We start from the raw sequence: 12106 nt of genomic DNA on the forward strand, positions 1-12106 counted from the left end.
ATGGATGACACCATTACCCTTGCCGAAGGGCGATTTCGATCTCGAAGCTCCTCGCCCACGGCAGGGTCACCCGGTCGATCCGCCAAGCCTCACCCTCCGGGAGGATGCTGCTCAGATAGTCGCCGAGCTCACGGGCGATCCTGGCTACGGCCACCCGCTGCCGATCGGCGTCGACCGGGCTGATGCTGCCCCCGAACTCGGCCGCATGCATCGCGAGACGTGTTCCGCTCTGGTAGGCCCGATCGTCCAGGACGCGGGTGAGCAGCGCCTCCCTCGCCGCGGTCTCATCTGCGTTACCGGTTGCACGCCCGGCCCACAGAGCGGTCGCCTGCGCCACGGCTCCCCCGATCGAGTTGCCCGCGGTGTTCCAGCCTCCGTAGGACGCGAGCTGGAGCAGGAGGCCTTCGGCCGCCAGCCGATCGACCAGGTCGGGATCGCCTCCGTTGCTGAACCGCACATCGGCGAGCGCGACGATAGAGCCTCCCGCCAGAGCCGTTCGCACGGCAGCCACGGTGGCCTCGGTGGCGGCAGGGTCGGAAGCCGGCCGTGTTCCGAAGAAGTCCCCCCGGGAGGGATCCGGCGCGTGCGCCACCACGACCAGATCGGCGGACTCCTCCGGCTCGGCGAGGCGCCCTCCTGCGGCGACGATCTGCCGGGCCAGGCTCTCGCGCAGTGCCGCATTCTCGAAGTTCGGAACCCGGTCGAGACCGTCCGGCTCACCACAGACGATCCGCCACGACGGGACGCCGACGTCGGAGGTGAGGGCACGAGCGACCAGAACCGCTCCCACCTCGTCGGCACCCGGATACATCAGGACATCGCCGCCGCCGGGCAACGCGCGCGCCCAATGCCGGAGCCACACCTGTTCGGCCGAGCCGGCCGAGTACGGAGCGGTGTCGTCCGCCGTCAGCGTCAGCGTGTCGATCGTGCCTTCCTCATGGAGCGCGAGGGCCGCGAGATTGATCGTGTGGTTACGGAGGCGGCGAAGCTCGAAATCGCTGCGGACGCCGTCGGGGACAGTCGTGGCGAGCGGCTCGACGGCACCTTCGCCCTCCACGATGTCCGCTTCCAGCGCTCGATGGAGGTCTCCGCCCAGAGCGTGCAGCTCGCGGCCCCAGTTCCCCCAATACGCAGGCTCCTCGACCGACGAGTAGGAGTCGCTCGCCCGCATGATCAGGGAGGCTGCCGTGATGCGCAGAGCCGGGGCGACAGCTTTGAGTTCGCGGAGCAGATCGAGGCGTGCCAACGCCGTGGTCGTCGTATCGGAGGTGATGCGCGCCGGGATGATGCCGCCATGCACGAGCGTGTCGACGCACACCACGAGACTGTCGACCCCCTTCAACCGCACGAGCCCGCGCAGCCAGTCGTGGAGCGTCGCGATATCGGCCGGCCTCCGGAAGTCGGGCATCGCGTCCGCCGGCGGCAGGATCAGATCGGCGCCCGCGATCGCCGCGACCTGGCGCGGGAGCTGGACGTTCACGGGGCGTTCATCCAACGGGACGAGTGCGATGCGCATGGGTCTCCTCGGTTCAGCGCGTGCGGTGGATCTGGAGCTCGTAGTGATAGCGGTCGCCCCGATACGTCGATTCGGCGTATTCGACCGGTCGGTCCTGGGCATCGAAACTGGTGCGGGTCACGTAGAAGGCCGGAGAGAAGGGCGGAGCGCTCAGCAGCTGCGCCTCCTCCGGCTCGAGCACACTGGCATGGATGCTCTGCTCGGCCCATTCGATCTTCATCCCGTACTCGGTTTCGAGGATCTGGTAGAGCGATTCGCTGCCGATGTTGTCGATCAGGCCGGGAAAAAGCCGCGGATTGAGGTACGTGTCCTCGAGAGCCATCGGCTCACCGTCCGCGGTGCGCGCCCGCCGGATGTGGAACACGTCGTCCGACGGGCTGACCCTCAGCTTGGCGCCGAGCCGGGCGCCGGCGGAGATGGTCTCGGTGACCAGCACCGAGGAGCCGGGGACGAGACCGCGGGCGCGCATGTCCTCGCTGAACGAGGTCAGCTCGACGGACTTGGTGATCCGCGGGGCGGCGACGAACGTGCCGGCGCCTTGCACCCGGTAGACGAGACCCTCGTGCTCGAGACGGTCGAGCGCCCGCCGCACGGTCAGTCGGCTGACGTCGAACTCAGAAGCGAGATCGCGCTCGGTCGGCAGCTTGGAGTGCGGTTCGAGCCCCTGGTCGATGACGTCGACGAGGTGCTGACGCAGCCGCTCGGACTTCGTGTGCTGCTCCGCCATGATCTCCTCCGCGATGCATCCGGCCCGGTGTCGGATTGGTGAGAACCATTTTAGGGAGATCGGGACCATCCATCGCAACTATTCCGCAATTTCCGCGAATCTGTTGACACCGTTCGAGCGAATGGAGTACACCAATTGACAAGCACTCCCATCCGACCCCTGACACCCGTAAGGAAGCCCATGGAAACCAGGATCACGAGACGGCGGCCCCTGCTGCGCACCGTCGCGCTCACCGGCGTCGCCGCCGTCGCCGTCGCCTTGAGCGGATGCTCCGGGGCCGCGTCCTCCGGCCCCACCACCATCACCTTCTCCTACCTCTGGGGAGGAGAAGAGGCGAAGGCGCTCGAGAAGGTCATCGCCGACTTCAACAAGAGCCAGTCCGAGATCAAGGTGGTCGGCGTCTCCAGCCCTGACGCGCAGAAGCAGCTCACCTCGATGTCGTCCAGCAACGGCAGCTTCGACATCTCCGACAACTTCGGGAACACCGTCGGCTCGTGGGCGTCGAAGGGAATCCTGGCGCCGCTCGACGACTACCTGAAGACCGAGAAGGTCGACCTCGACGGGTTCGCCCCCGCCGCGCTGGACCAGATGAAGTACGAGGGGAAGACGTACGCACTGCCGATCGCCGTGCACACCCAGCAGCTCATGTACAACAAGGACCTGCTCGACAAGGCGGGCGTGCAGCCGCCGACGACCATGGACGAGCTGGCGGACGCGGTCAAGAAGCTCACCGTCACCGACGCGAACGGCGCGATCACGCAGATCGGCCTCGGCAACCCCTCGACGTCGACGCTCTTCACCACCCTCGGCTATGCGTTCGGCGGCACCTGGGACGGCAAGAACGGGAAGACCCCGACGCCGGACGACCCCAAGAACGTCGAGGCGCTCGACTGGTACGCCAAGACCCTCACCGATACGTACGGCGCGGACAAGATCGCGACCTTCACCTCGGGTCTCGGGCAGTACATGTCGGCGCAGGACCCGTTCTACACCGGGAAGGAGGCCATGGTGATCGACGGCGAGTGGCAGGCCATCAACATCCCGAAGGTGGCGCCGAACCTCAACTGGGGCGTCGTGGACATCCCCGCGGCGAGCCCGGAGCTCGCCGGCACGACCCAGGTGACGACGAGCACGCTGTTCATCCCCAGCAACTCGAAGCACAAGGCCGAGGCGGCGAAGTTCCTGGCCTACATCGTCGGGGACAAGCCGATGACGGACTTCACTCTGGCGCTGGGCAACCTGCCGTCCAAGACGTCCCTGCTGACGGCTTCCGCGTACGGCGACATTCCGCACTTCGACTCCTGGCTGAAGGCTCTGACAAGCAAGAACGCGAAGTCGCTGGCGTCCCAGCCCTACAGCGCGCAGTACTCGACCGACCTCGCCACAGCCTTCGACGACGTCGTGCGCGGGGTCGCCTCGCCCGAGAAGGCGCTCTCCTCGGTCGCGGACAAGGCGCGCTCCTACTGATGTCCCTGATGACTGCCAAGCGCGGTGCGCGACGCCAGACCCTGCTGGGTCTGGCGTTCGCGTCGCCGTTCATCATCGGGGCGGCGGTGTTCATCGTCTGGCCGGTGCTCGCCTCGGCCGGCTACAGCTTCACGGACTTCAACCTGTTCCAGGCGCCGTCCTGGGTCGGGCTCGACAACTACGCCCACATGCTTCAGGACTCCACATTCTGGAAGGCATTGGCGAACACGCTGTTCCTCACCGTCACCGGGGTGCCTCTGACGATCGCCATCTCGATCCTCGGAGCTCACTTCCTCAATCTCCCGGTGCGCGGTCAACCGCTCTACCGGGCCCTGGTGTACCTCCCGACCATCGTCCCGATCGTCGTCGGAGGCTATCTCTGGCGGTGGCTGCTGAACACCCAGTACGGCTTCGTGAACTACTTCCTCGGCCTCCTCCACCTCCCCCAGCCGGAGTGGCTCGAGCAGCCCGCGTGGGGCAAGCCGGCCATCCTGCTCATGTGCCTCTGGACCATCGGCGGCACCATGATCATCTATCTGGCCGCGATCAAGGACGTCCCGACGGAGCTCTACGAGGCAGCCGAGCTCGACGGCGCCGGCTGGTGGGGCCGCTTCCGGTTCATCACCTGGCCGACGATCTCGCCCGTAACCCTGTTCCAGGTGATCGTGACGGTGATCGCCTATCTGCAGATCTTCACCCAGCCCTATCTGCTCACCCAGACACGACTCAATGAGGCGAGCGGAGGGCCGGGGCAATCGATGATCAGCTACGCGATGTACCTGTACCAGAACGCGTTCGTCTTCCTGAAGATGGGCTACGCCTCGGCGATGGCCTGGGTGCTCTTCCTGATCACGCTGGTGATCACTCTGCTGCTGCTCTGGTCGTCCAAGAAATGGGTTCACTATGGTTCTGAACGCAATTGAGAAGCCGCAGGCTCCGAGCCGAGCCCCGTGGACCAACAGCGAGGGCGAACCGCGCCGGCGCCGGCGGCGGCCAGCGCGAACCGCGGGCCGCTACGCACTCGTCTGGGGGCTGACCCTCCTCTTCGTCTTTCCGTTCCTTGCGATGCTCAGCACCGCATTCAAGCTCCCGGCGGACATCTTCAGCTCGCCGCCGGCACTCTGGCCGAAGGAGTGGACACTCGACAACTTCGTGGCGGTGTTCGAGGAGATCCCGTTCTGGCAGTACCTGTGGAACACCGTCGTCATCGCAGCCCTCTCGGTGCTCGGGATGCTGATCGCGTCGCCGCTCGTCGCGTACTCCCTCTCGAAGATCGGGTGGCGGGGGCAGCGTCCGCTCCTCGTGATCGTGATGGCGACCATGATGTTGCCGCCACAGGTGACGATGATCCCGCTCTTCCTGATGTGGAACGGACTGCAAGCGACGAACACGATCATCCCGCTCGTGGCCCCGGCTTTCTTCGGAACCCCGTTCCTGATCTTCATGCTGCGCCAGTTCCTGATGTCGGTGCCCGATGAGCTGATCCAGGCCGCTCGGATCGACGGCGCTTCGGAATTCCGCATCTACTGGTCGATCGTGCTCCCGCAAGCGCGGCCCGCCCTGATCACCGCGGTGATCTTCCAGTTCGTCTGGGCGTGGACCGACTTCCTGAATCCGTTGATCTACCTCAACGACGCCTCCAAATACACGTTGTCCATCGGCCTGTACTCCTTCTTCGGGGAGCACAACGTCGAATGGGGTCCGCTGATGGCGGCATCCGTCTTGTTCACCATTCCAGCGCTGGCGCTCTTCGTCGTCTTCCAGCGCTACTTCGTAGGGGGTATCAGTGCAGGCGCACTCAAGTAGCAGCGAGGGAGCCCTCGCCCGCACCGCGGACGGTCGGCTCGGCGCTCTCGCGGCGATCGAAGGAGGGCTCGTCGTCTCGTGCCAGGCCCAGCAGGGCTCGCCGATGCGCGACACGGCGACGATCGCACGGCTCGCGGCGAGCGCGCTGCAGGGCGGTGCGGTCGCCCTGCGCGTCAACGGGCCGGACGATGTGTCGGCCGTCCGGCCGTTGACGGATGTCCCGGTCATCGGGCTCGACAAGCGGATGGGCCCCCGGCGCAACATCATCACCCACACCGACGAGCAGGTCATCGCGCTCGCCGCGGCAGGGGCCGACGTCGTCGCGGTCGACGCCACCGCCGAGGTCGCCGGGGATGTCGCCTCGCGGGTCCGTTCCGCCGTCCTGGCGGTGCCGGTGCCGATCATGGCCGACGTGTCGACCCTCGACGAGGGGCTGACGGCCTGGGACGCGGGTGCGGCGTTCGTGGGGACCACCCTCTCGGGTTACACGCCGTACTCGCGGATGGACCCCGGCCCGGACATCGAACTCGTGGCGGAGCTCGCCTCGCGCGGGGTTCGCGTACTGGCGGAAGGACGCTTCCAGACCCCGGAGCAGGTCGCTCGCGCCTTCGACGCCGGCGCGTTCGCCGTGGTCGTCGGCGGAGCCATCACCGACCCCATCGCCATCACCCGGCGATTCGCGGCCGCGACGCCGCGCAGCACCTGATGCCGGCACGTGGACCCGTCGTCGTCGGCATCGACATCGGCGGGACGAAGACGGCCGCCGCTGTGGTTCGGCCGGATGGGAGCCTGGCACACCGCGCCGAGACGCCCACGCCGGCGCAGGCGGGACCGCAGATCGTGCTGGACACCGCCGCCGCCCTGGTCGCGACCATCGCCGAACGAACGGGGATCACGCCGGATGCTTTCGGCGTCGGCAGCGCGGGGGCGTTCGACGAGCACGGTGTCGTCGTCCATTCCACCGACCATCTGGCGGGCTGGAGCGGAACCGACGTGGCCGGCGGCCTACGCTCGCGACTCGGGGCGCCCGTGGTGGTCGTGAACGATGTCCATGCGGCGGCGACGGGCGAGCGGACGACGTCGGGCCTGGAGCGTTTCCTGTTCGTCGCCGTCGGGACGGGCATCGGCGGCGCCGTGGTCGCCGATGGCATGGTGCTGCTCGGAGCGTCGGGCATGGCGGGCTCGGTAGGACACGTCCGCATCCCCTCGGCACGGCACCGCGTGTGCTCGTGCGGGGGAGCCGATCACGTCGAGGCCTTCGCCAGCGGCCCGGGCATCGAGCTCACCTACGCCGAGTTCACCGGCCGCGCGCGCGATCTGCGTTCGATCGGACGGCTGGCGGCGGAAGGCGACGTCATCGCAGCGCAGGTGATCCGGGTCGCGGCCGAGGACCTGGGCGAATCGCTCGCCTCCGCAGTCGTGACGGTCGACCCCGGCACCGTGCTGCTCGGAGGAGGAGTGTCGGGCCTTGGTGCCCTGTTCATCGATCCGCTCGCTGAGCGGCTCCGCGCGTCGTTGCGGCCGCCCTTCGCGGATGTGCGGGTCGCGGCTGCCCGATCGGGACCCGACGCCGCACTCATCGGTGCAGGCCGGCTCGCGTTCGAGTCCCTTCCGGCGACGGAGGCAGACGGGTCTCCGGCGCGCAGCTAGCGCGCCGCGGCCTCCTGGGCGGCGAGCTCGGCCTGCCGCCGGGTGAACAGCCGGACGCGCTGCTGGGTGAGCAGGATGCCCGCGAGCACGATCACGGCGCCCACCGGTTCGTTCCAGGTCAGGTGCTCACCGAGCACGAGGATGCCGAGGGCGACCCCGACAACGGGCGTGACGTAGGTGACCCCGGATGTCGCGGTCGGCCCCCACGCGCGCAGCACGTTCATGTTCCAGATGTAGACGACACCGGTGCCGAGGGCGCCGAGCGCCAGGAGCGACAGCAGCACCGGCCAACTGAAGGTGATCGGGTGCCACGCGACCACGGGCGTCAGGAGGATCATGATGACCGCCGCCAAGCCGATGTTGAGGAACGCGCTCGTGGTCGCAGACACCGCCCGCGGGCTGATGAACTTTCGGATGTAGCCGAAGCTGAACCCGTAGCAGGTGACGGCTCCGAGGCAGGCGAGCTGGCCCCACAGGCTGCCGCCCAGCGCATCCACCGCCCACGGCCCGACCACCACGACCACGCCGACGACGCCGATCAGCACGCCGAGCACCTGGTCGCGGTTCAGCTTCTCGACCCGGAACGCGGCCGTGACGAGGATCGCCGTCGTGATCGGGGTGACGGCGTTGTAGATGCTCGCGAGGCTGGACGACACGTACTGCTCGGCCCAGGCGAACAGCAGGAACGGGATGACGCAGTAGGTCACAGCGACGACCGCGAAGTGCAGCCAGACGATCGGCTCGCGCGGCAGCCGCACCCGCATGACGAGGGCGATGATGCCGAGGGTCAGAGCTCCGAACACCAGTCGCGCCCAGGCGACCTGCCCGAAGCTCACACCGCCGAGAGCCACCTTCATGAACAGGAAGCTGGCGCCCCAGACGAGACCCATGGCGACGAACTGCACAGCGACCTTCACCCCTCGACGCTAGCGGGTGGCGTCGGGCGAGCGCGTGCGGAAATCGGACACGGATGGATGAGATCCGGCCACCCGGTATTTGATAGCGTTCCCCCGGGGGGGACCATGTATCGAACCAACAGGCGCGTCCGCGCCGCTGCGGCCGCGGGGATGCTCGTCGCGCTCGTCATCGCACTGTCCGGCTGCGCGCTCTTCGACGGAGGGGCGCAGGCGAAGCCGGTCGCGCGGCACACGACGGCGAAGCCGAAGCCGACGCACTCCGCGCCGCCGTCGACGACGCCCAGCGCCACGCCGACGCCGACGACTCCCCCGGGTCCGCCGCCGACCCTCGCCCCCGTCCCGTCCGGCACCACCGTCGCCGAGGCGAGTGTCGCGTCGCCCAAGGGCAGCATCCACTTCCACTACCGGATCGTGTCGAACGGCGACAACACGTACTCGATTCAGTACACCGGCTTCACCTCCAGCGTCCCGGTGCCCATCTCGGTCACGCTGATCGACGTTCCGCCACAGGTCGGGGACGGCCTCACCTGGCACGGCGTCGCCGACCACGCCCTCGGCGGCCCCACGGGCGACGCGGCCGCCGCCTCGACCGTCCAGCTGGGTTACATCGGCAACCCGTCCTACCTCGGCACCCTGGTGACCTACTCGTCCGTCGCGTCGCCCGACGGCGTGCCCGTGGAGCTCGGCCCGGACAAGGTGCTCGCGGTGAACACGGTCCGCTGGTCGATCCCCGAGCGGGCGACCAACGTCCATCCTGTCGACGGCGGTGCGCGTGCGGGCGCGGCAGGGAGTGTTTCGAAGACGACCCCCTCCGGCGCTCCCGCGCGGTATGTCGTGGCGGCCGGGGACACGTTCGACGGCGTTGCGCAGCGGTTCGGCATCAGCTCGCAGGATCTGCTCTGGCTGAACCCGAGCGGTCGCGCGTACGACGGCGGCCTCAACCTGCTGGAGAATCAGTCGCTGAACCTCGATCCGCAAGCCCTCTGACCGGCGGTTTCGCGCAGCCGCCCTACCCTGACGGACCCGGGCGGACCAGGATGGGAATACCTCGTCGCCTTTCGCGTTGTATGCGTTTGCATAGAAACGGCGAGAACAACAAGAGGAGCCAGTCATGCAGTACGGAATCTTCTCCGTCAGCGACATCACCCGCGACCCCGTGTCCGGTGAGACGCCGAGCGAGGCGGAGCGCATCGATGCGATCGTGAAGATCGCGAAGCACGCAGAGGAGGTCGGGCTGGACGTCTTCGCCATCGGCGAGCACCACAACCCGCCGTTCTTCTCGTCGTCCCCCACGACGCTGCTGGCCCACATCGCCGCCCTCACCGAGCGGCTGACGGTCACCACATCCACCACCCTGATCACCACGAACGACCCGGTGCGCATCGCCGAGGAGTACGCGATGCTGCAGCACCTGTCCAAGGGCCGCATGGACCTGATGGTCGGGCGCGGCAACACCGGCCCGGTGTACCCGTGGTTCGGCCAGGACATCCGCCAGAGCCTGCCGCTCGCGCTCGAGAACTACAACCTCCTGCACCGGCTGTGGCGCGAGGACGTCGTCGACTGGGAGGGACGCTTCCGCACCCCGCTGCAGGGCTTCACCTCCACGCCGCGCCCCCTCGACGACGTTCCGCCGTTCGTCTGGCACGCCAGCATCCGCACCCCGGAGATCGCCGAGCAGGCCGCCTTCTACGGCAACGGATTCTTCGCCAACAACATCTTCTGGCCGAAGGAGCACTTCCAGCGCTTGATCGCGTTCTACCGTGAGCGCTTCGAGCACTACGGCCACGGCACCGCGAAGGAGGCGATCGTCGGACTCGGCGGCCAGGCCTTCATCGCGAAGAACTCGCAGGACGCGAAGAACCAGTTCCGTCCCTACTTCAACGAGGCCCCGGTCTACGGCAACGGCCCGACGATGGAGGAGTTCACGGACGCCACCCCGCTGACCGTCGGCAGCCCGCAGGAGGTCATCGACAAGACGCTGACCTTCCGCGAGTGGGCGGGCGACTACCAGCGCCAGCTGTTCCTGATGGACCACGCCGGCCTGCCGCTCAAGACCGTGCTGGAGCAGCTCGACCTCCTGGGTGAGCACGTCATCCCCGTCCTCCGCAAGGAGACCGAGGCGCGCAAGGACCCGGAGACCCCGGACGCCCCCACCCACGCGTCGCTGGTGAAGGCCAAGTACGGAGACGCCGACCCGCGCCAGCCGCGCCCGAACGCGAACCGCGGCGACAACGTCACCGGCGCATCGCCCTACCAGGACACCGACGAGCAGGTCGAGGTGAGCTACCCGGCGCTCTGACGCCGGGCAGCATCCACCGATCACCGACCCATCGATCGAGACAAGGACAGACCATGAACACATCAGACCTGCGGCCGTTCCGCGTGGTCGTGGTGAATGCGGGCGTCAGCGACCCGTCGTCCACCAAGATGCTCGCCGACCGCCTCGCCCTCCGCGTGGAGGCCGCCGCCCAGCGCGACGGCCGCACGGTCGAGACGCTCAACCTCGACCTGCGTGAGCTCCTCCCGGAGCTGGGCGCCGCCCTGGCGTCCGGCCACCTGGGCCCGAAGTTCACCAAGGCCATCGAGGCGCTGAAGTCGGCCGACGGCATGATCGCCACCGCCCCGGTCTACAAGGCGGGACCGAGCGGGCTGTTCACCTCGTTCTTCCAGGTGCTCGACAACGACCTGCTGATCGCGAAGCCGGTCGTGCTCGGGGCGACCGCGGGCACGGCCCGCCACGCGCTGGTCGTCGACGGCGAGATGCGGTCGCTGTTCGCCTTCCTGCGGACCATGACGACGCCGACCTCCGTCTTCGCCTCCACCGAGGACTGGCAGGACAAGGCCCTCGGCAAGCGCATCGACCGCGCGGCGCGCGAGCTGGTGGTGCTGATGGAGTCCGAGGTCGAGGCCAAGATCACGGACACCTCCTGGGACAGCTACCAGCACGAGTTCGGCTCGGCCGGCGGCAACGAGCTCGGCATCGACCTCGGCTCCGACCTGATGCGCCTCGCGGCGGGCGGGACGCTGCCGGGCGGCCGCCGGTAGGGCACTGCAGACGCAACGACGGGCCCCGGTCTCCCGGGGCCCGTCGTCCTGTCCAGCTGTGCCTACTTCGTGAGCGAGTCGGCGAAGTCCTTGTTGTCCGCCAGCCAGTCCTTCACGATCCGGGGATACTCGGACTCGTCGGCCCCGCTGTTGAACATCTTGTTCTCGAGGTCGAACAGCTTGTCGTCGGGGAACGAGAAGCTGCCGAACCACTTCGCCAGCGCCGGGTAGTCGTCCGTGAAGCCCTTCCGGACGATCGTGTTGATGCTGTCCGGCTCTCCGAGGGCGCCCTTCGGGTCCTTCAGATCCTTCAGCGGGAACTCGTTGTAGGCCCAGTGGGGCTTCCAGAGGGTCACCACGACATTGTCGCCGTTGGAGATGTCCTTCTTGAGCTCGGCCAGCATCGCCGCAGTCGACGACGTGACGAAGTCCATCTTCGTCAGACCGTACTGGGGGATGACGGAATCCTTGACGATCGCCGTCTCGCCCGCGCCGGGCTCGATGCCGATGATCTTGTTGCCGAACGCGTCGGCGTTCGCAGCGAGCTGGTCGATGGAGTCGATCGGCGCATCCTTATTGACGGCCAGAGTGAGGGGCGCCTTGTCGTACCAGGCCCCGAGATTCTCCAGCTTGTCGCCGTACTTGTCCCAGTAGGACTTGTGGGTGCTGGGGAGCCAGGCGTCGAAGTTGACGTCGTAGTTCCCCTGGCTCAGCCCGGTGAAGCCGGGGCCCGCCGTGGTGGTCGTGAGCGTGACGTCATAGCCCTTGCTCTCGAGGACCTCCTTCCACACGTTGGAGACGGCGACATCCTCGGCCCACCCGCTGAACACGTTGATCGTGAGGTCGGTCTTGTCACCGTTGCCGGGTCCGGCGCCGTCGGCCTCGGCTCCCGCCGAACAACCGGCGAGGGCGAGTGCCGCGGCAGCCCCGGCGGCGATGGTGGTGATGAGACGCTTCTTCATTCTGTCCTTTCGGCCC

At 67.8% G+C, this 12106-nt stretch carries 12 protein-coding genes; 8 read left to right on the plus strand and 4 right to left on the minus strand.

Features of this window, described 5'->3' with window-relative positions; genetic code table 11:
* Window positions 1–13 precede the first annotated feature (13 nt).
* Window positions 14–1516: a DUF4127 family protein gene (locus BJ963_RS11665; protein WP_179456780.1), complete on the minus strand. Its 1503-nt coding sequence runs from the start codon at window positions 1514–1516 to the stop codon at window positions 14–16.
* A gap of 13 nt (window positions 1517–1529) precedes the next feature.
* Entirely contained in the window at window positions 1530–2243 is a 714-nt protein-coding gene (locus BJ963_RS11670) for a GntR family transcriptional regulator (RefSeq protein ID WP_020076607.1), read from the minus strand.
* A gap of 180 nt (window positions 2244–2423) precedes the next feature.
* On the opposite strand from BJ963_RS11670, the gene BJ963_RS11675 reads away from it, so the two are divergent.
* The 5 genes from BJ963_RS11675 (at window position 2424) to BJ963_RS11695 (ending at window position 7166) form a co-directional block, all read left to right on the plus strand.
* Window positions 2424–3710 carry an ABC transporter substrate-binding protein gene (locus tag BJ963_RS11675; RefSeq protein WP_089907647.1) on the plus strand — a complete coding sequence of 429 codons (1287 nt, stop codon included), beginning with the start codon at window positions 2424–2426 and terminating at the stop codon, window positions 3708–3710.
* Window positions 3710–4633, plus strand: a complete 924-nt coding sequence (locus tag BJ963_RS11680) for a carbohydrate ABC transporter permease (protein ID WP_089907644.1) — start codon at window positions 3710–3712, stop codon at window positions 4631–4633. The genes BJ963_RS11675 and BJ963_RS11680 overlap by 1 nt, the downstream gene beginning before the upstream one ends.
* Before the next feature lie 142 nt (window positions 4634–4775).
* A complete protein-coding gene (locus tag BJ963_RS11685; protein ID WP_246298040.1) occupies window positions 4776–5516 on the plus strand; it encodes a carbohydrate ABC transporter permease in 741 nt (246 codons plus the stop codon).
* On the plus strand, window positions 5497–6222 hold the full coding sequence (locus BJ963_RS11690; RefSeq protein ID WP_343037268.1) for an N-acetylmannosamine-6-phosphate 2-epimerase: 726 nt from the start codon (window positions 5497–5499) through the stop codon (window positions 6220–6222). Before BJ963_RS11685 ends, BJ963_RS11690 begins: the two co-directional genes overlap by 20 nt.
* Window positions 6222–7166 carry an ROK family protein gene (locus BJ963_RS11695; protein ID WP_179456784.1) on the plus strand — a complete coding sequence of 315 codons (945 nt, stop codon included), beginning with the start codon at window positions 6222–6224 and terminating at the stop codon, window positions 7164–7166. The genes BJ963_RS11690 and BJ963_RS11695 overlap by 1 nt, the downstream gene beginning before the upstream one ends.
* On the opposite strand, the gene BJ963_RS11700 is transcribed toward BJ963_RS11695, so the two are convergent.
* Complete coding sequence (locus BJ963_RS11700) at window positions 7163–8083, minus strand: EamA family transporter (RefSeq protein ID WP_179456786.1); 921 nt, start codon at window positions 8081–8083, stop codon at window positions 7163–7165. The genes BJ963_RS11695 and BJ963_RS11700 overlap by 4 nt on opposite strands.
* A 105-nt stretch (window positions 8084–8188) precedes the next feature.
* Between BJ963_RS11700 and BJ963_RS11705 the strand changes: the two genes are divergently transcribed.
* From BJ963_RS11705 to BJ963_RS11715, 3 genes are all read left to right on the plus strand, one after another.
* Window positions 8189–9070 carry a LysM peptidoglycan-binding domain-containing protein gene (locus tag BJ963_RS11705; protein ID WP_246298041.1) on the plus strand — a complete coding sequence of 294 codons (882 nt, stop codon included), beginning with the start codon at window positions 8189–8191 and terminating at the stop codon, window positions 9068–9070.
* A gap of 124 nt (window positions 9071–9194) precedes the next feature.
* Window positions 9195–10382 carry an LLM class flavin-dependent oxidoreductase gene (locus tag BJ963_RS11710; protein ID WP_018192380.1) on the plus strand — a complete coding sequence of 396 codons (1188 nt, stop codon included), beginning with the start codon at window positions 9195–9197 and terminating at the stop codon, window positions 10380–10382.
* 53 nt (window positions 10383–10435) lie between these two features.
* Entirely contained in the window at window positions 10436–11128 is a 693-nt protein-coding gene (locus tag BJ963_RS11715; protein WP_179456788.1) for a CE1759 family FMN reductase, read from the plus strand.
* Window positions 11129–11190: 62 nt separating this feature from the next.
* Here the strand turns inward: BJ963_RS11715 and BJ963_RS11720 are convergent, their stop codons facing one another.
* The gene (locus BJ963_RS11720; RefSeq protein WP_179456791.1) at window positions 11191–12090 is read right to left on the minus strand and encodes a glycine betaine ABC transporter substrate-binding protein; all 900 of its coding nucleotides are present in this window, start codon (window positions 12088–12090) and stop codon (window positions 11191–11193) included.
* Window positions 12091–12106: the final 16 nt, after the last annotated feature.

Origin of the sequence: Leifsonia soli, assembly GCF_013408745.1 — a bacterium.
GTDB classification, from domain to species: Bacteria; Actinomycetota; Actinomycetes; order Actinomycetales; family Microbacteriaceae; genus Leifsonia; species Leifsonia soli.

Excerpts from the sequence above, each read along its gene's own strand:
- BJ963_RS11665 (WP_179456780.1), bottom strand. The coding sequence starts at position 1,516 with ATGCGCATCGCACTCGTCCCGTTGGATGAACGCCCCGTGAACGTCCAG.
- BJ963_RS11670 (WP_020076607.1), bottom strand. The coding sequence starts at position 2,243 with ATGGCGGAGCAGCACACGAAGTCCGAGCGGCTGCGTCAGCACCTCGTC.
- BJ963_RS11675 (WP_089907647.1), top strand. The coding sequence starts at position 2,424 with ATGGAAACCAGGATCACGAGACGGCGGCCCCTGCTGCGCACCGTCGCG.
- BJ963_RS11680 (WP_089907644.1), top strand. The coding sequence starts at position 3,710 with ATGTCCCTGATGACTGCCAAGCGCGGTGCGCGACGCCAGACCCTGCTG.
- BJ963_RS11685 (WP_246298040.1), top strand. The coding sequence starts at position 4,776 with ATGCTCAGCACCGCATTCAAGCTCCCGGCGGACATCTTCAGCTCGCCG.
- BJ963_RS11695 (WP_179456784.1), top strand. The coding sequence starts at position 6,222 with ATGCCGGCACGTGGACCCGTCGTCGTCGGCATCGACATCGGCGGGACG.
- BJ963_RS11705 (WP_246298041.1), top strand. The coding sequence starts at position 8,189 with ATGTATCGAACCAACAGGCGCGTCCGCGCCGCTGCGGCCGCGGGGATG.
- BJ963_RS11710 (WP_018192380.1), top strand. The coding sequence starts at position 9,195 with ATGCAGTACGGAATCTTCTCCGTCAGCGACATCACCCGCGACCCCGTG.
- BJ963_RS11715 (WP_179456788.1), top strand. The coding sequence starts at position 10,436 with ATGAACACATCAGACCTGCGGCCGTTCCGCGTGGTCGTGGTGAATGCG.
- BJ963_RS11720 (WP_179456791.1), bottom strand. The coding sequence starts at position 12,090 with ATGAAGAAGCGTCTCATCACCACCATCGCCGCCGGGGCTGCCGCGGCA.